Below are 18747 nucleotides of genomic sequence, written 5' to 3'. Positions count from 1 at the left end.
GTTATAAACAGTCAGAAATAAACGTGAGATTTCATATTGAAAGACAGCATATCATACTAAAAAACAACCTATTAACAGACTTACCTAGGTAAACCCACACAGACCTTGATAATTCGGTATGAATGACACAAAATAGCCTAGCCCCGATTGAAACGGCATCCTTTTTTGTGCTTAAGCTTATATTTCGATTAAAGCTTTAATTAAATTGTATGCTACTCACATAATAAGATACTGAAACAAGTTCAGTACAAAAAAGATATAGTGGAAAGCGGGAAACAGCTACTAATGATACATTTTATTAATGAGAAAGAAATCGGTTAAAACCAAAGCAGCCATAGCTTCTACAATAGGCACGGCACGAGGCACAACACATGGATCGTGACGTCCTTTACCTTGCATTTCTACAGTATTACCGGCTTTATCTATAGTTTCATATTTCTGAATAAGTGTAGCCACGGGCTTGAAAGCCACGTTGAAATAAATATCCATGCCGTTACTTATGCCGCCTTGAATACCTCCAGAATAGTTGGTTTTTGTTGAACCATCGTTGTTAAACTTATCGTTATGATCGCTACCATACATGGTGCTTCCGTGGAATCCGCTACCATATTCGAAGCCTTTAACGGCGTTTATAGAAAGCATCGCTTTACCTAGCTCGGCATGTAGTTTATCGAAAACAGGTTCGCCTAAACCTACAGGCACATTTTTTATCACGCAGCTAACAATACCTCCAACGGTATCTCCTTTTCCGCGAACTTCTTTAATGTAAGTTTCCATTTTGGCCGCCATTTCTTGATCTGGACAACGTACAATGTTAGATTCTATTTTTGTTAAATCTAATTCGTTATAAGGCTTATTAAGTTGCATGGTTCCTACGCCAGACACATAAGCGGTAATTTCAACATCTTTTAGTACTTGCTTGGCAATAGCTCCTGCTACCACGCGACATGCGGTTTCACGTGCTGAACTACGTCCGCCACCACGGTAATCGCGAATACCATATTTTTTGTCGTAGGTATAATCGGCGTGACTCGGACGGTAACTATCCTTGATATGTGAATAATCGTGAGATTTTTGGTTGGTATTTTCTATAACAAAACCTATAGAGGTTCCTGTTGTAACGCCTTCGAAAATCCCCGAGTGAAACTTTACCGTATCTGGTTCTTTACGCTGTGTTACAATAGCCGATTGTCCTGGTTTACGTCTATCCAATTCGTTTTGTATAGCCTCTAAATCTAATTCGATTCCAGCAGGACAGCCATCAATAACCCCCCCTAAAGCAGGTCCGTGTGATTCACCATAAGTCGTTAAGTTAAATAGTTTTCCAAAGGAATTACCAGCCATAATACATATTTTTTGCTAATGTAAATCTATTCTTAGAAATACGAAAACTAAAAAACATAATGCGAATTAATAATTACAGGTAAGGCTTAACAGAGAATTAACAATATTCTGATAATTAGATAATTATGAGTTAATACCCAAATAACACTAAAATCTGTTATTTAGATAAACATTTTAAAGCCGTTGATTATTAAAAGAAAAATAGAAATTGCCGTTATTTCCGATGTACATCTAGGCACATACGGATGCCATGCCAAACACTTACTAACTTACCTAAATAGTATTGCCCCGAAAAAGCTCATTCTTAATGGTGATATTATTGATATTTGGCAGTTTAGTAAGCGATATTTCCCAAAACCACACTTAAAAGTTATAAAAAAAATCATGTCTATGGCTGCCAATGGTGTAGAAGTGATTTATGTCACGGGAAACCACGACGAAATGCTACGAAAATTTAGCAATACCACTATTGGAAATATTTCTATAGTAGATAAAGCGGTTTTAGACTTAGACGGTAAAAAAGCTTGGTTTTTTCACGGCGATGTATTCGATATTTCTATCCAAAATGCTAAATGGCTTGCGAAACTTGGAGGTTATGGCTACGACCTGTTGACGCTACTTAACAAAATGGTAAACTGGTATTTGGAAAAACGAGGAAAGGAACGCTTTTCGCTCTCAAAAAAAGTAAAAAACGGTGTAAAAGGTGCTGTTAAATATATAAATGATTACGAAAAAGTCATTGCTGAAATTGCTATCGAAAACGGTTACGACTATGTGATTTGCGGCCATATCCATCAGCCTAAAATGACCTACGTAGAAACCAAACAAGGTAGCACTACTTACCTTAATTCTGGGGACTGGGTTGAAAATTTCACTGCTTTAGAGTATCAATTTAAACGCTGGAAAATCTATAATTTTAACAACGATAAATTAGCGCCATTCATTGTTCATGACGATTTTGCCGAAATGGAAGTTAAAGATCTAATTGCCGCTATAACGATTGTTGGTCAGGGTTAAATTGTATAAAAACCTTAAAAAACTACAATACAGCTTCGCTTAATATCGTTATAGGATGCTTCGCCTCGCGTTGTGCTCCATCTTTAATTTGATGTCTACAACTTGTTCCATTGGCTGCAATTATAGTGTTAACCGGAGCCTTACGCACCGCTGGAAGCAAAGTTTGCTCGGCAACTTGCATACTTACTTCGTAATGCTCCTTTTCAAAACCAAAACTTCCCGCCATACCACAGCAACCACTTGGAATAATGGTCGCCTTATAATTTCTAGGAAGGTTAAGGAGTTTGAAAGTTGACATTTGATTACTCAGTGCTTTTTGATGACAATGGGCATGGATTTTAATCGTTTTAGATTCTGAATTAAATTGTTCTGCGGAAATTTGTCCTTTTTCAAGCTCCTGCAGTAAAAAATCTTCAATAATATAAGTATGTTGTGCTATTTTTTTGGCTGAAGTTTTATCAGGAGCCAGCATCAAATACTCATCTTTAAACGTATAAATAGCTGAAGGCTCAATACCTAATAAAGGTGTTTCTTCTGAAATTAAATCTTTAAAAATAGCCACATTTTGTACAGCACATTCTTTTGCCTGATCTAAAAAGCCCTTCGATATAAATGCTCTCCCTGATTCTACGTGGTTTACAAATTCAACCTTATAATTTAAAGCCTGCAATAAGTTTATGGCATCTATACCAATAGACGATTCCAAGAAATTGGTAAACTCGTCAACAAATAAATAGACCGTTTTAATATATTTTTTTGGACCTGAAGACTGAGCCGGTAAATCTTTAATATGTTTTTGTAAACTTTTAGAAGACAACAAAGGCATACTCCTTTCGGGGGCAATACCTAATATATTTTTAATGACTTTTGAAGTAGCTCCATTTTCGAAGAAAAAATTAGTCAGCTTAGAAACTCCTGAAGTCCATTCATTCACTTTATTGTTATAAGCAAAAAGTTTTGTTCGTAAATCTGTACCATGCTCCTTTTGGTACTGATACAGAAATTCGGCTTTCATCACCGAAATATCCACGGTACTTGGACATTCATTTAAGCAAGCTTTACAGCTTAAACATAGGTCTAACACCTCTTTTAATTCCTTATGATCAAAAGGATTTTCTCCAGCTTTGGTATTGGTTAAAAACTCACGTAAAGCGTTCGCACGCGCACGGGTAGAATCCTTTTCATTTCTTGTGGCGCGGTAACTTGGACACATGGTGCCTCCCATTTCTGGAGATTTTCGGCAATCGCCACTACCATTACATTTTTCTGCCTGACGTAAAATACCTTCTGAATGAGAAAAATCTAAAAGCGTTTCAATCTCAGGTTCCACACGATCGGCCTCGTATCGAAGAGATTCATCCATCGGAAATGCATCCACTACTTTGCCTTGATTGAATATATTTTCGGGATCAAAAACCGTTTTTATTCGTTTTACAATTTCATAATTGGCTTGACCTATTATTAACGGAATAAACTCGGCACGAACAATACCATCACCGTGCTCGCCAGACATAGAACCACCGTATTTTTTTACCAAGTGAGCCACATCGGTAGTTATTTGTCTAAAAAGCTTAACATCTTTACTAAGCTTCAAATTTAAAACCGGGCGCAAATGCAATTCTCCAGCACCAGCATGTGCATAGTAAATGGCTTTTTGCTTGTAGCCATCCATTATGGCTGTAAATTCATTAATATAATTAGCAAAATCTGGTAAGGTTACTGCTGTATCTTCAATACAAGCGGCCGATTTGTTATCGCCAATAATATTCCCCAATAAACCTAACCCTGCTTTACGAAGCTCGATGGCCTTATCAATATCGTCATCAAAAAGTACCACGTTGGCATAGCTTAATCCTTCTAGTGTCAGGGAATTTACCAATTGCTTGGCTGCTTCCAAAACCGCTTCTCGAGAATCTGCTTTTAGTTCGCACATTAAAATAGCCTCAGGATCCTCAACAATAAATTGCCTGTTTTCCAGCTGCTTCAAATTATTTTTCGTGCAATCTAAAATCGTTTTATCCATCATTTCACACATGTATAAATGGTGTTTCATACAAGTGGTTACTGAGGTTAACGAATCTTCAATGGTTCTAAAATGCGCCGCCACCATAATACGTTCATTTGGTGGTAATTCATCTAATTTTAATGTGATTTCGGTCGTAAAAGCTAAAGTACCTTCACTCCCAGAAAGTAGTTTACAAAAGTTAAATGGTTTACTTGAAGCATTAAACACCTCCGAATCGATTAACATATCTAAAGCATAGCCTGTATTTCTACGGTGTATTTCTGGCTTTGGAAAATTATCATGAATTTGCTTTTGAACCGCTTCAGGTTCTAATTCGTCGAAAATAGACTTGTAAATCTGTCCTTCTAAACTGTTTAAACGGCATTTTTCATGAAATTGCTCTGGGGTTAAGTTTCCAAAAACCGCCTCATCGCCATTACTTAATATGGTTTTTAATTCTAAAACTTTATCTCTAGTCACTCCAAATTGTATGGATGTGGTTCCCGAGGAATTGTTACCAACCATACCACCTATCATGCAACGATTAGAGGTTGATGTGTCTGGTGCGAAGAATAAACCATAAGGTTTAAGGTGTAAATTAAGCTCGTCTCGCACAACGCCTGGTTGCACCGTTACTGTTTTGCCAACTTCATCGACTTTTAAAATACCTGTAAAGTGTTTTGAAACATCGACAACAATACCATCCCCAACACACTGTCCTGCTAGTGAAGTGCCAGCCGTTCGCGGAATTAAAGTACTTCCCATTTGTTTAGCAAACTGAATAAGTTTTTTAATATCATCGGTATTTTTAGGATACGCTACGGCATGTGGTAACTTTCTATAAACCGAGGCATCGGTGGCATAAATCGCTTTTATTAAATCGTCGTACAAAAGCTCTCCAGACAATTCCTTCTTTAAAATACTTAGCGTCATGTTATTAAAAACTTAGTTGATTCCATTAATTTTTATACCAGCTATAAAAATATTAGCAAGTAAGAAATATAGTAAAATTAATGTATATTTATATGATAACTTAAAAACTTAAGACATATGAAAAAATTTAAATTTTTATTTGCTTTTGCTCTTATACTCAGTGTTTCTAGTGTATTTGGACAAGCAAGGAAAGAGTTAAACTTCGGACTGATTGGTGTCAATTACGAAATCCCTGTACATAAAGATGTTACAATAGCTCCTGCTGTAGCAACAAATTTTGATTTAGATTGGATGACTCTTGGGGTGAAAGCCAATTATTATTTCGATCATATTTTTGGTATCACTGATGAGGATTGGGATGTTTATGGAGGTGCAAACGCTGGTTATGCGATTTATATGGGAGACAACGATCATGACACTAGTGAATTTGACATTGGTTTACAAGTAGGCGGACGTTGGTTTTGGAATGAAAAATGGGGTGTTTTTGCCGAAATCGCTGGTGGTACCGTTAATTTTATTCCCTCTGTTGGTGTAACAATGAAATTGTAAAACAAAAATTAAAAAAAGACTGATTAAAAAGTTATACGAATTAATTATATTGAATCTATTCAATGCTTTCAAAATGTGGAGTACAGATTCCATTAATTAAAAAGTTCCATATTAAAACATGAAAACCGATAACTTATTAATCAGTTTCATTTTATATAAAACTTAATTAAAATTATTATTTAGTCACTAATTATTAAAATTATGAAAACAAACAAATTTTTAATTCTACTTTTAACTGTACTTGCCTTTACAAGCTGTAAAGACAATAAAGCACAAAATCAGGCTACTGAAGAAACCCATGATGTAGCAGAAACGGAAACAACAACTGCTTCGAGCTCTGCTGATGTTTCTGGAAACTATATTACCGAAGATTACACGAAACGTGGCGAAGGTTACGATTGGGTTGCTGTACTTGTAAACCAAACAAGTGATAATGATATTAATGTAAAAGTTAGATCTAGAGCAGATAAGAAAAAACCAACTTGTACTTTTGACACGAAAGCCTATAAAAAATCGGATGGTATTTATTCTGCCAATGTTAGTGGAAAAACGGTATTATTTACTTTTAAAGACAACAACTTAAATATCACTACTGAAAACAAAGCGGATGAAGCTTCACTTTACTTCTATTGCTCTGGAGGTGCTACCTTTGCAGGAGATTACTCTAAACTAGATGGTGATCTTGATGCTTCACAAATAGATAAGACCGCATATGCTAAAATACTGATGCTACAAGATATCGGATTTAATATTTCAGCAGTAAAAAAAGGTGGTGAAACAGAATTAACGGTTAATGCTTTTGGTTTAAACGAAAACCATGGAAATCCTCAAGTTGCTACATTTAAAGGTGATGTTGTTGATGCTCAAGTAGAGGATTTGGATTCTGATGGATCACCAGAACTTGTTGTTTTCACAGATCATAATGGAAAAGGTAATGTTGTAGCTTTCTCTACATTGAAAAAAAATTCTATGATCCCTGTTTATTTCCCTCCTGTTAGCGAAAATTCTAAGATTAGTGATGGTTATAATGGTGGTGATGAATTTTCATTAATAGAAACGACGCTAGGACAACGTTTCCCTGTTGGAGGCAAAACAAGACAAGTAAGTTACAAGCTTAAAAACGGAGAAGCAGGAAAGTCTTTTGAAGTTACAAACGTTTCTGAATATTAGAACGACCCCTACCCATTTGTGGTTAGACTAGTTTAATAAGCTGTTTAAAAAATTAAATCTATACTTTGTTAGATTTACTGTTTTTAAGCAGCTTTTTTCTTTTACCAATCAATAGTTATTATTTGTAACTTTATAGACAACTATAAATCAACACAGTATGAAATTAGGAGCATTTTCTATAAGTTTAAACGTAAAAGACCTTAAAACATCACAAAGTTTCTATGAAAACCTTGGTTTTTCTGTTTTTGCGGGCAGTTTAGATATGAATTATCTCATCATGAAAAATGGCAATGCGTTAATAGGCTTGTTTCAAGGCATGTTTGAAAACAACATTTTAACTTTTAATCCTGGTTGGGATGAAAGTGCAAACACATTGAAAGATTATGATGATGTTAGAAGCATTCAACAAACGCTTAAAGGTAAAAACGTCACCTTAAATAGTGAAGCCGATGAAAACACAACTGGACCAGCAAGCATCCTTTTAACAGACCCCGATGGTAATACTATTTTAATTGATCAGCATGTATAAATATACCAGATAAACATGCCAGAATTTGGATATCAGTTTAACTAATTAAACTAAACGTTTTTATTTGAAATTAAAGCGCAAAACATTTCGATAAAGTATCAGCATAAATCGCTTCGTATTTAGGTACTATGGTGTGTAAATCGAATTTCAAGGCTTCCTTTCTTGCGTTTTCTTTGAATGTTTTTAAAACTTCATCGTCACGCAAAACTTCCAAAGCATTTTTAGTCATATCGGCCACATCACCTACATCACTTAAATAACCTGATTTTCCATGAATATTAACTTCAGGAATGCCTCCTGAATTACTTGAAATAACAGGAACTCCAGATGCCATAGCTTCTAAAGCCGCTAAACCAAAACTTTCGGTTTGCGATGGAAGCAGGAATAAATCACTAAAACATAAAATTTTATCAATTTCATTACTTTTTCCGAAGAAAACAACCTTATTGGCTATTCCCAAATCACGACATTGCTGCTCAATTTTTTCTTTTTCAGGCCCCTCACCAATAAACATTAATCTTGCTGGCAATTCCTTTTGAATGTTATAAAACACACTAATAACATCCTGAACTCGTTTAACTGGTCTTAAGTTACTAATGTGTGTGATTATTTTTTCATTTTCTTTGGCCATCATACCACGCTGGCAATCGGGCATGCCATGGGTTTTATATTTCTCTAAGTCTATAAAATTAGGCACAACATGAATATCCTTTTTAATATCAAACAAGCGTAAGGTATCGTCCTTTAAGCTCTGAGACACGGCGGTTACCGCATCAGATTTATTAATACTAAAAGTTACCGCTGGTTTGTAAAACGGATGACTTCCCACTAAAGTGATATCTGTTCCGTGCAGTGTGGTAACAATAGGTACATAAATACCCGCTTCCTGAAGCATTTTCTTCGCCATATAAGCGGCATAAGCATGAGGAATGGCGTAATGCACATGTAATATTTCAATTTGATGAAGTTTCACCATATCAACCAATTTACTCGATAAAGCGAGCTCATAAGGTTGGTAATGGAATAAAGGATATTCTGGTACCGTAACTTCGTGGTAATGCACATTATGACTTAATAAATCTAAGCGAACAGGTTGATTATAGGTAATAAAATGAATTTCATGACCTCGTTTAGATAATTCTAATCCTAATTCTGTAGCAACAACGCCACTTCCACCAAAAGTTGGGTAACAAACTATACCTATTTTCATGTTTTCAATTTTGAGTCTTTACGCTAGCGTAAAATCTTAAATTTTAAATATTAATTTTCAATAGCCTCGTAAATCAATTTTTGAATATCTGTTCTAATATTCGCTCGGAGTAACAGGTTTGATTCTGAACTCGGATAAGTTCTATTAGCTAAAAACACATAAACGAGCTCATTTTCTGGATCTGCCCAAGCGTATGTACCGGTAAATCCTGAGTGTCCGAAGCTACTCATAGGCACACATCCGCAAGTTGGACCACTACCCGATAATTGGGGTTTATCAAAACCAATTGCTCGTCTATTTTCTTTATTTAAGTAATAACGCGTATTAAATTTATCGAAGGTTTCTTCTTTAAAAAAACGCTTATTACCGTAATATCCTTTTTGCAAATACATTTGCATAATTTTAGCCACATCGTTAGCATTACTAAAGAGTCCGGCATGACCACCAATACCATTTTGCATGGCAGCACCCATATCATGTACATAGCCATGAACGGTTTGATACCTATAATAATCATCCACTTCTGTAGGTACAATTTTTTTGCTACTAATGCTATGATAAGGGTTATAGGTCGTATAATTAGCCCCTAGTGGTTCATAAAAATGCGAATTCGCTAATTGATCTAATGTTCTGTCGTAATGTTGCTCAATAAATTTCTTTAAAATATAATAAGGGAAGTCACTGTATCGGTAAGTCAGTCTTTTTAACAACTCAGAATCGCGTATAATATCTGGAATAGAATCCTGATAATCAGTGCGCATAAATAGGTTTTTAGCTACTTCAACATTAAAAGAATCACTTTTCGTTTTTCTATAATATTTTTCACTTGGATGTTTAGTTTTATCTAAAGTGTGATAATAAAACGGCTCCCAGGGTTTTAAACGTGCGTAATGTGACAACATACTTTTGAAAGTCACATCCTTTTTGTTAGAAGTTTTATAATCTGGTAAAACTTCAGATAGTTTGGTATCTAAAGTAATAAGCCCCTTCTCTTCTAGCTCCATGACTAAAGGGAGCGTAGCCAATATTTTTGTAAGTGATGCGACATCATAAATATCGTCAAAACTTACTTCCTCTTTTCCTGAATAAGTATGCTTACCAAAGTTTTTATTGTAGATGACTTTGCCTTTTCTAGCGACGAGAAGTTGTATTCCCGGCGTCATTTTTTTTTTTACTGCATACTCGGCTATCTCGTCAATTTTCGCAAGCTTTTTTGAATTTACACCAACACGTTCCGGGATCGTATATCCTAGTCGTTTAATATTTGGTGTTTGAAAACCAAAATCAACTGGGAAATAATTACCAATACTAACCGGTAGCTTCCCTTTAGAACCAAACGCTCCAAAAATAAGTTGCGCCGATTTTTGCTGAGCAATAACACTATTTTGATAGCTCACTACAATACTTTCAATATTGGTAATGCTTTTTAAATCTGCTAAAGCATAAGGCTTTACAAAAGCATCTAATATCACTGTATGTCTTTTCGCTATTTCTTCAATCCAGATGCTTTCCACTTCACTGAATTCATAAGATTTCCAAGGACTGTCATTCGAACGATGAAAACCAATAATAACGGTATTATATGCTTGTAATTTCCCTAGTAGATCACCTATATTATCGGCTGAAATCGCATGAACTTTCATGTATTTCTTTAGTTCATCATAAAAAGCCGTTCCTGAGTCATCTCCTAACTTCACATAGGCTACAGACTTAGTTTCTAATTCCTGTAATGGAAGTAAATTATTATCATTTTTTACGATAGTGATGGCATTCTCCATAAGCTCTTCATAAAGCATGTCATCCTCTAAACGGTTTAAATCTTGAGCTAGATTAGTCAATGAAATTGGTGCATAATTATTCAATCCAACCTTATACTTCGCTTGAAGTATCTTTTTCACTGAAAGCTCTAAACGCGCTTCGCTAATTTCGCCACTATTATAGGCTTCCATAATTTTACCAACACCAATTCCAACATCCTCAGACATGAGCATCACATCATTACCTGCTTGAAAGGCTGCCAAATCGATATCACCGGTTTCACTAAAATCGGCTGCCCCTTTCATAGTTAATGCATCGGTAAAAATTAAGCCCTTAAAACCTAACTGTTCTTTAAGAATACCTGTAACTATATTTTTAGATAAAGACGATGGATAATTTTCACGTGGCTCTAAACTTGGCACATTTAAGTGTGCCACCATAACGCTTGAAAGATTTTCGTTAATTAATTGCTTATAAGGAAACAACTCTACAGCTTCGATACGTTCTTTATCAAAATCAATGGTAGGAAGGGTTTTATGTGAATCTTGAGAGGTATCGCCATGGCCTGGAAAGTGTTTAGCATTAGCTAAAACCCCGGCACCTTGCATACCTTTCATAAAAGCAGAGGCCTTATCGGTAACATTATAGCGGTCTTCTCCAAAAGAGCGGTTTCCAATAATAGGATTTTTAGGGTTTGTATTGATATCGACATCAGGAGCAAAATTAAAATGAACGCCCAAACGCTTACAATGCTCTCCTATATGCTTTCCTACCTGCTCAACAAGTTTGTTGTCTTTAATAGCTCCTAGAGTCATATTCCAAGGAAATGCATAGGTTGAATCTAATCGCATACTTAGGCCCCACTCGGCATCCATACCAATAAGTAAAGGTACTTTAGAAATGGCTTGTAACTCGTTATTTAATTTAGCTTGTCGGTATGGACCTCCTTTTGAATAAATAATACCGCCTATATGATGCTTTTTAATATCGTCAATAACCTTTTTCTTGGAGGCATCACTTTGATTAGACATCACTTGAACCATATAAAGTTGACCGACTTTTTCGGCTAAAGTCATGGAATTATAAATACTATCTACCCATTTTTTTTGAGATTCTATGTCTTTAGATAGTAATGGATTTTTTGTGTTTTGTGCGAAACCTAAAACTGTTACTAAACAAAAAAAACTTAATTTAAATAGCTGACGCATAAAAGTGAATTTATAAGGGATTTGTAGTTGTTAAAAACCATGCCAAAATACCACTTTTAATAGGAAGATGAAAAGACTTTATGATAGATTTATAACATCTTTATAAACAACAAAGCTTTGAAATCGTATATCCGTAAATTAAATAGTTTGTTCAAACAAAGATTTACTTAAACTTAATCGCCATCATTGTCTGTTGGTAAAACAGTAACAGATAAAACGCTTGCAGCATCTACTGAAAAATATTTAACCAAATCAAATAAAGAATTATAAAGCAATTCTACATTAGGGTTATCATTTGAAATAGCCTCGTACAAACTCGTATCAATAGCATCAATATGTGTATAAACGGCTTCAAAGGTTTTATCAATCTCGTTTGATATTTGATTAGAATCTGCAATATCATTAACAACATTGGAGAAATTAGCAGGACTTAAGGAATAAGCATATTCTACCTCCTCTATAGTGCTTCGTATAAGCGCTAACGAACTCCCACTTCTATAAGCTTCCAGCGATTCTAAAGTAGCACTACTAGAGTCTTCTAAACCAGATGGTTTTCCAACTTTAGTCACTCTGGTTACATCAAGAATATTAATAAGTTGATTGAAAGCCAAACAACGTGCGTTTTCTATACATGACACGCTTCGAGCATTTATAAAAGTATCTTTATAGCCTGCTTCCCAGAAATCAATTAATAAATTGGCCTGCCTTAAAACTTCTTGGGTAACACCTATCAAATAATCAATTCTAAAAGCATCATTTTGAAGTAGATTCCATGCAGAATCAGAATCTTGATTATTGAATAAAAGATATTCAATAGCCCCCAAACCTTTAGTTACCGTGCTTTTTGAAGCGATATAATCGGTATCATAAATTGCTTTTTCATTGATATTTACTTCAATTTGATCTGGGTTTGTCACTAAATTATAAATAAGAATATCAAAAAACTTAGATTTAACAGCGACCAAATTATAGGCACGAGTTTTTGAAAAAGTCTTAGCTGTATTTAACCATTGTGCTTGCAATTTTTTAAAATTATCTTCGGTAGGCTCGGCTTTAAAGGTTTCTGAAAGCTTAAATTGTGCTTCTATTTCAGTTTTAAAATTGTTTAATGCTGGTAGAATATTTTCAGCATAGTAATTTTCATGAAATGTATCTATGGGTTGTTGTTTTGTTGAATCATCATCTTTTTGACAAGAATTAAAAACTAAAACAACGGCTATTAAACAATAAATAAACTTTTTCATATTATAAAGAATTTAAAAAACTAAGAAGGTGTTCACGTTCAACTTTAGACAAATTCATAAAGTCTGTTTTAGACTTTTCAGCTTCGCCTCCATGCCATAAAATAGCTTCTTCAATATTTCGTGCACGCCCATCATGTAACAAAAATGTATGGCCGTTTACCATTTCAATCAAACCAAGCCCCCATAAAGGTTGGGTACGCCATTCGTTTCCATTGGCTAAAAAGTCGCCTCTGTTATCTGCTAAGGCATCGCCCATATCATGCAGTAAAAAATCTGAATAAGGACGAATTTTCACAGCACTAATCTGTGGCAATAGGTCGTATGAACTAGTCGTGAAATCATTAACATGACAAGAAACACAAGCCAAATCATTAAACAGTTTTTTTCCTTTTAAAACATCGGCATTTTTGAAATCTCTACGTATAGGAACCGAAATTGCTGCTTGGTACAACATTAATCGGCTAAACTGCGTATCTGGAATCTCTACAGAATCGCCTTCATTTACACCATTATAAAGGGTAGAACAATCTACTCCATCGGGACAGTTTTCATCTGGAAATATGCTTGTCGTTAACCCCATATCGCCATTTAATGCTCCTGCTACTTGCTGTTCCAGAGTTGGTTGGTTGGCTTTCCAACCAAATTTACCTATGGTATTTTTATTTGCTTTTACATTCCAAACCCAATTTGCTTTTCCTGAAATACCATCGCCATCGGCATCATTAATATCTTCATTAGCTAAAATACTAGCTTCACTTAGTGCATCGATAAACCCTAAACCGATAACTTGTTGCCCAACTCTGGGTGATTGTTCGGCTGCTCCAAGGCTGCCGTAGTTTTCATTCGTAATGGTATATGTTGGATTTCGCAATTCGAAAGCTGTACCATCTGGGTATTCGCCAGAAATCAATTCAAAAGCGACTTGTATTTGACCTTCCTTTTTGATGCCTAAATTGGAATTATCTTGTAATTGGCCGCCATAATTAAACAAAGCAATAGGTCCTGTCATTTCATTATTACCATGGCTTAAGCGGATTAAAAACCCTTCAGAATTCGCGCCACTTTCTAAAAGCGGTTTTCCTCTACCATCTCTTAAATGGCACCCACTACAAGCTCGCGCGTTAAAAAGCGGCCCTAATCCATCTCTAGAGGTTGTTGTGGCTGGCGCCGACACCCAACTTTGGTCGAACATGGCATTACCTATACCAAAAAATGAAGACTCCAAATTTGTTAATTCTGGAATTCCTCTGCCAAAAGCTTTATCTGCCGTGAAGGCTTCAATGGATAGATGAGAGACTAAGTTTTCTTCTCCTATTTCATAATTAATATCGATATAATCTTGTTCTGTAAACGTATCGGAATCACATGAAAGTATTGAGATAAATAAAATACAATAGAAAACGTATTTCATAAGAAAAAATTTTGGCTAGTGGAAAAAAGTAAAACTGAAGCCCAAATTAAGGACTTCAGTTTTTGTTATCTATATCAGTTTTACTCCTGACATTAAAAATTTAATTAAGCTTATTCTATGGTAATTGAAACACCTAAAGTTGATGCTGCTTCAGCAATTTCTTTACTTTGAGATTTTAAAGCTTCTGATAATTGCTCTGCAGGGCCATTAGATCCTAATGATTCTTCGCTAATAATTTCATCAAAATTTTTCCCTAAATTTAATAAAGCATTTAATTTAGAAATGGTTTCTGAAGCTTTCGTTTCCAGTTTATCGGCTACTTCAGAGTTTTCATCAGCTACAAGATCGATTAAAGATAAACCTTCAATTTTAGCACCACTTTCGGTAGTATAGCTTCCAATAATGAGGTTATTAATACCATGAACATTAGCCCACATATCTTGGTTTGTATTATCTGAAAAACAAGAATGTTCGTTTTCTTGACCTTCGTCGATAGCAGGAATGATACGCTCTGCTGCTATTTCGCCATTAGAAATAAATCCGATACCATTTAATATGTTTGTTAAAGCTTCATCAACTGGTAAAGCTTCAAATGTTTTGCGGTAATCGCCTCCTGATGCCCAAGTATCATTTAAATCTTTTAAATCATTAACTAATAAATTAGTTACAATTTGTAAGTATGTTTTTCTTCTTTCAGCAAAATCTGCGGTGGTATAATCTGTAAAAGGTCTTTCACCAGAAACAGCATAATTATCGTAGGTGTCTTTAACAGGATCGTAGTTTAAATCTTGTCCCCAAAGTAAAAACTCAATAGCATGCCATCCTGTAGAAATGTTATCGTCTTTACCGAATTCATTTTTATTGATAATATTTTCCTCTGTAAGATCAAAACTAGTATCGCCAATTAATCCATTTTGAACCACACCTCCTGCTCCATTGGCAACATAATCAATATAACCTTCATCTAATGGCCAAGCGTTAATTTGACCTTCAGTCCCTAATAAGTCTTCATTATCAATAGGTCCGTTAGCTTCACGATAAGCTTCTGTTTGTCCGTAAAAATCTCTGGCGTATAACCAAGCGTTTCTTGCGTCTGTTAAAGTTGATTCGCTTGGTGCTGCAATGAATGCGTCAATTTTAGACTTCATAGCAACTGCAGTATCATAAGTATCTTTATAGTTTGCCGATGCTATTTTTGCATAGGTTTCTATAAACTCTGATTTTTCAGTGTCATTTGATGGGCTTGTAGCATCATCATCACTAGAACATGATACAATAAATAATCCTAGGGTTAATAGGTAAAATAGTTTGGTTAAATTAAATTTCATTTGTTAGTTTTTATTTAGACTTCTTATAAATAGAGGTGCAAATATATTTTCTTTTATGACACAAAAAAACTTTATTAAGAATAATTCTTAATAAATAAGAAAAAACTAAAAAATGTAGAAAATATTAAAAAAAGCTTAGTAGAACTCGTAAACTATTTAACAAAACGACTGTGCCAGCTCTCGCTTGCCGGAACTTCCCAACTTTCGTTAAATTCGGCCACGGTAGTGACTAAATTATTGAAAACAATGGTGTTTTTTGAAACCGCTTTATCTTTTGCCATTTTTCTAAAATCGGTAAGTGTTTTATGCGCTACATACTCCCCTTGCTTATAGGATACATTCATTTTATCCATTAAATCGACGTTATAGTCCTTTTCTAACTGTTGAATAAAATGCACGGAGCTATCGACTGAACAACCTGTAGCCTTCGCTTGTGATTGATCCAAACCAATTACTATAAAACGCTTGTATTTTAGAGTATATCCTGCATGTAAGTCGCTACCATGAGCCGTCCAGTTTTCAATAAAGGTGTTTAATTTGGCTTGAATTTCTTCTAATTCTTCTTCTGAAAAAGAACGATTGGCTTGGTAAATCCAAACTCGAGATTCTTCTGGCAAGCTATTAAAATCGACTAACATGATATATGGAAATTTACGTTTATTATTATTTTATTGGTCTCAAAAGTTGATTAAAACTTTCTTTATTGAAGCGTAATACTATCATTTAAATAACGGTGCTAAGGCGTTATTTAATTCTTACAACTATTTTAACGACAGATTAAAGATTTAATGTATTGGCAATAAGTTCTGCAATATCTAGAACTTTAACCTCGGCTTCTTTTTCTTTAGCCTTTACCCCATCGGTCATCATGGTATTGCAATACGGACAACCCGTAGCAATAATATCTGGACGTGTTTCTAACGCATCTTCTGTTCTAAGCACATTTACATCCTTATCACCTTTTTCGGGTTCTTTAAACATTTGAGCGCCTCCTGCCCCACAACATAAAGCGGTGCGTTTATGTCGTTTCATTTCGACAAGCTGGGCATTGGTTTGTTTTAAAACATCGCGAGGTGCTTCGTATTCATTATTTGCTCTACCTAAATAACAAGGATCGTGAAACGTAATTTTCTTGTCTTTATATAAATCACCTTCAACTTTTAAACGACCAGAAGCTATAAGTTCATTGATATATTGTGTATGATGAATGACTTCATAAACACCACCCAAACCAGGGTATTCATTTTTTAAACAATTAAAGGAATGCGGATCGCAGGTTACAATTTTTTTAATGTCGTAAGCATTAAGCACTTCGATATTAGTAACGGCTTGCATTTGAAATAAAAACTCATTTCCAGCTCGTTTAGCGATATCGCCAGTATTGCTTTCTTCGGTTCCTAATACGGCGAAATCTACATTGGCTTTGTTTAATATCTTAACAAATGCTCGTGTTATTTTTTTAGCTCTATCGTCAAAACTACCTGCAGAACCTACCCAAAATAATATTTCTGGTTGTTTTCCTTGCGCCATAAATTCTTCCATGGTGGGCACATTGAGTAAATCGCTCATCTTTTTGAGTTTAAAAGTTTAAAAGCCTACTATTTTTAAAACTTTGTAGGGGTTTTGTTTTATGTTGTGTGTGCGTTAGGGATTGAGCAATTGTTGGAGCTCCTCTTTTCGAGAGCGACTTGCGAAAGCCCGACCCTTGTGGTAACGCCCTAATTATATTACTATTCGTCTTTCCAGTTTAAGCGATCCATTTGGTTATAAGCCCAAGGCGCTCCATTATTTTCGATATTGGTCATCATAGTATTAAGCTCTGTAGGGGCTGCAGACTGCTCCATAACCAAATAACGTCGCATTTCTAGGATAATAGACAATGGGTCGATGCTCACGGGACACTCTTCCACACAAGCGTTACAAGTCGTACAAGCCCAAAGTTCTTCGTGTGTGATATAATCGCCTAATAATTGTTTACCATCGTCTTTAAATTCGCCGTTATTAGCGTCTATATTTTTACCGACTTCCTCTAAACGATCACGGGTATCCATCATTATTTTTCGAGGCGATAACTTTTTACCTGTTAAGTTTGCAGGGCAAGCCGATGTGCATCGTCCGCATTCGGTACAAGTATAGGCGCTTAATAGTTGCACCCAGTTTAAATCTTGTACATCACTAGCTCCAAACTTAGCAGGTTCTACATCTTCGGCACCTTCTTCGGGAGCAGCAAACGGATCGGCATTAGGATCCATCATTAATTTTACTTCCTTAGTCACCGCTTCTAAATTATTAAACTGCCCTTTAGGCTTTAATTTACCAAAATATGTGTTTGGAAAAGCTAATAATATATGAAGGTGTTTAGAGAAATAAAGATAATTTAAAAACACTAAAATGCCCAAAATATGTAACCACCACGCACCTCTTTCGATAACATGTAATGTCGTTTCTGATAAGCCGCTAAATAAAGGGGCTATAAATTGACTAATAACGTTCCCTGAATTCATGGCTTGAAAATGCACATCGGTAGCATTCATAACAAGAAACAAGGACATTAATACCATTTCGAAATACAGAATGAAATTTCCGTCGTTTTTTGGCCAACCTTTCATTTCACTTTTCCAGAAACGCTTTAATTTAATGATGTTTCTTCTTACCCAGAAAACGGTTACTGAAATTAAAACAAGTAGCGCTAGGACTTCGAAAGTTCCGATTAGAAAACCATAAGCAGTTCCTAAAGATGAAAATATACGGTGGGTGCCGAAAAGTCCGTCAATTATAATTTCTAATAGCTCTATATTAATAATGATAAACCCAACATAAACGATAACGTGTAAAACACCTGAAACTGGACGACGTACCATTTTACTTTGCCCTAATGCAATTCGGGCCATGTTTTTGAAACGTTCGGATTTATTATCGCTAACATCTACATGCTGACCTAATTTAATATTTCGGATGAGTTTTTTTACGTTTTTAGCAAAATACCCAAAGCCCAAAATAAGTGCTATAGCGAATATTATATTTGGCAAATACTGCATATA

At 35.2% G+C, this 18747-nt stretch carries 14 protein-coding genes; 4 read left to right on the top strand and 10 right to left on the bottom strand.

From position 1 onward, the window contains the following. Positions 1-282 precede the first annotated feature (282 nt). Positions 283-1344 carry a chorismate synthase gene (gene aroC / locus JJL45_RS10095; protein WP_067148013.1) on the bottom strand — a complete coding sequence of 354 codons (1062 nt, stop codon included), beginning with the start codon at positions 1342-1344 and terminating at the stop codon, positions 283-285. A 186-nt stretch (positions 1345-1530) separates the two neighbouring features. Between aroC and JJL45_RS10090 the strand changes: the two genes are divergently transcribed. Further along, the gene (locus JJL45_RS10090) at positions 1531-2361 is read left to right on the top strand and encodes a UDP-2,3-diacylglucosamine diphosphatase (RefSeq protein WP_068604276.1); all 831 of its coding nucleotides are present in this window, start codon (positions 1531-1533) and stop codon (positions 2359-2361) included. A gap of 22 nt (positions 2362-2383) precedes the next feature. Here JJL45_RS10090 and JJL45_RS10085 read toward each other — a convergent pair whose 3' ends face one another. Continuing rightward, entirely contained in the window at positions 2384-5299 is a 2916-nt protein-coding gene (locus tag JJL45_RS10085) for an FAD-binding and (Fe-S)-binding domain-containing protein (RefSeq protein WP_068604179.1), read from the bottom strand. A 117-nt stretch (positions 5300-5416) separates the two neighbouring features. Between JJL45_RS10085 and JJL45_RS10080 the strand changes: the two genes are divergently transcribed. From JJL45_RS10080 to JJL45_RS10070, 3 genes are all read left to right on the top strand, one after another. Beyond that, positions 5417-5848 carry an outer membrane beta-barrel protein gene (locus JJL45_RS10080; protein WP_068604181.1) on the top strand — a complete coding sequence of 144 codons (432 nt, stop codon included), beginning with the start codon at positions 5417-5419 and terminating at the stop codon, positions 5846-5848. Positions 5849-6049: 201 nt separating this feature from the next. After that, on the top strand, positions 6050-7018 hold the full coding sequence (locus JJL45_RS10075) for a hypothetical protein (RefSeq protein WP_068604183.1): 969 nt from the start codon (positions 6050-6052) through the stop codon (positions 7016-7018). Between the two features lie 157 nt (positions 7019-7175). Beyond that, entirely contained in the window at positions 7176-7547 is a 372-nt protein-coding gene (locus tag JJL45_RS10070; protein ID WP_068604185.1) for a VOC family protein, read from the top strand. A gap of 70 nt (positions 7548-7617) precedes the next feature. Here JJL45_RS10070 and bshA read toward each other — a convergent pair whose 3' ends face one another. The 8 genes from bshA to JJL45_RS10030 form a co-directional block, all read right to left on the bottom strand. Next, the gene (bshA, locus tag JJL45_RS10065) at positions 7618-8757 is read right to left on the bottom strand and encodes an N-acetyl-alpha-D-glucosaminyl L-malate synthase BshA (RefSeq protein WP_068604187.1); all 1140 of its coding nucleotides are present in this window, start codon (positions 8755-8757) and stop codon (positions 7618-7620) included. A gap of 50 nt (positions 8758-8807) precedes the next feature. Next, the gene (locus JJL45_RS10060) at positions 8808-11723 is read right to left on the bottom strand and encodes a glycoside hydrolase family 3 N-terminal domain-containing protein (RefSeq protein WP_068604188.1); all 2916 of its coding nucleotides are present in this window, start codon (positions 11721-11723) and stop codon (positions 8808-8810) included. Positions 11724-11896: 173 nt separating this feature from the next. Then, positions 11897-12967 (bottom strand): imelysin family protein, encoded by a 1071-nt coding sequence (locus JJL45_RS10055; RefSeq protein WP_068604189.1) that lies wholly within the window; start codon positions 12965-12967, stop codon positions 11897-11899. Between the two features lies 1 nt (position 12968). Next, complete coding sequence (locus JJL45_RS10050; RefSeq protein WP_068604191.1) at positions 12969-14378, bottom strand: di-heme oxidoredictase family protein; 1410 nt, start codon at positions 14376-14378, stop codon at positions 12969-12971. A gap of 110 nt (positions 14379-14488) precedes the next feature. Continuing rightward, positions 14489-15706 (bottom strand): imelysin family protein, encoded by a 1218-nt coding sequence (locus tag JJL45_RS10045; protein ID WP_068604193.1) that lies wholly within the window; start codon positions 15704-15706, stop codon positions 14489-14491. Between the two features lie 152 nt (positions 15707-15858). Next, the gene (locus JJL45_RS10040; protein ID WP_068604195.1) at positions 15859-16344 is read right to left on the bottom strand and encodes an ABC transporter ATPase; all 486 of its coding nucleotides are present in this window, start codon (positions 16342-16344) and stop codon (positions 15859-15861) included. Between the two features lie 139 nt (positions 16345-16483). After that, on the bottom strand, positions 16484-17275 hold the full coding sequence (locus tag JJL45_RS10035; protein WP_068604198.1) for a (Fe-S)-binding protein: 792 nt from the start codon (positions 17273-17275) through the stop codon (positions 16484-16486). A gap of 161 nt (positions 17276-17436) precedes the next feature. Next, positions 17437-18744, bottom strand: coding sequence for a (Fe-S)-binding protein (locus JJL45_RS10030; RefSeq protein WP_068604200.1), 1308 nt, complete (start codon positions 18742-18744; stop codon positions 17437-17439). Positions 18745-18747: the final 3 nt, after the last annotated feature.

Origin of the sequence: Tamlana sp. s12 (assembly GCF_016767215.1) — a bacterium.
GTDB classification, from domain to species: domain Bacteria; phylum Bacteroidota; class Bacteroidia; order Flavobacteriales; family Flavobacteriaceae; genus Pseudotamlana; species Pseudotamlana agarivorans.
Note: the sequence above shows the minus strand (reverse complement) of the source record. Positions and strands in the feature narration are given on the sequence as shown.

What these genes read in the sequence shown, in the direction of transcription:
- aroC (WP_067148013.1), bottom strand. Translation starts at nt 1,344, where the DNA reads ATGGCTGGTAATTCCTTTGGAAAACTATTTAACTTAACGACTTATGGT.
- JJL45_RS10085 (WP_068604179.1), bottom strand. Translation starts at nt 5,299, where the DNA reads ATGACGCTAAGTATTTTAAAGAAGGAATTGTCTGGAGAGCTTTTGTAC.
- JJL45_RS10080 (WP_068604181.1), top strand. Translation starts at nt 5,417, where the DNA reads ATGAAAAAATTTAAATTTTTATTTGCTTTTGCTCTTATACTCAGTGTT.
- JJL45_RS10075 (WP_068604183.1), top strand. Translation starts at nt 6,050, where the DNA reads ATGAAAACAAACAAATTTTTAATTCTACTTTTAACTGTACTTGCCTTT.
- JJL45_RS10070 (WP_068604185.1), top strand. Translation starts at nt 7,176, where the DNA reads ATGAAATTAGGAGCATTTTCTATAAGTTTAAACGTAAAAGACCTTAAA.
- bshA (WP_068604187.1), bottom strand. Translation starts at nt 8,757, where the DNA reads ATGAAAATAGGTATAGTTTGTTACCCAACTTTTGGTGGAAGTGGCGTT.
- JJL45_RS10060 (WP_068604188.1), bottom strand. Translation starts at nt 11,723, where the DNA reads ATGCGTCAGCTATTTAAATTAAGTTTTTTTTGTTTAGTAACAGTTTTA.
- JJL45_RS10055 (WP_068604189.1), bottom strand. Translation starts at nt 12,967, where the DNA reads ATGAAAAAGTTTATTTATTGTTTAATAGCCGTTGTTTTAGTTTTTAAT.
- JJL45_RS10050 (WP_068604191.1), bottom strand. Translation starts at nt 14,378, where the DNA reads ATGAAATACGTTTTCTATTGTATTTTATTTATCTCAATACTTTCATGT.
- JJL45_RS10045 (WP_068604193.1), bottom strand. Translation starts at nt 15,706, where the DNA reads ATGAAATTTAATTTAACCAAACTATTTTACCTATTAACCCTAGGATTA.
- JJL45_RS10040 (WP_068604195.1), bottom strand. Translation starts at nt 16,344, where the DNA reads ATGTTAGTCGATTTTAATAGCTTGCCAGAAGAATCTCGAGTTTGGATT.
- JJL45_RS10035 (WP_068604198.1), bottom strand. Translation starts at nt 17,275, where the DNA reads ATGAGCGATTTACTCAATGTGCCCACCATGGAAGAATTTATGGCGCAA.
- JJL45_RS10030 (WP_068604200.1), bottom strand. Translation starts at nt 18,744, where the DNA reads ATGCAGTATTTGCCAAATATAATATTCGCTATAGCACTTATTTTGGGC.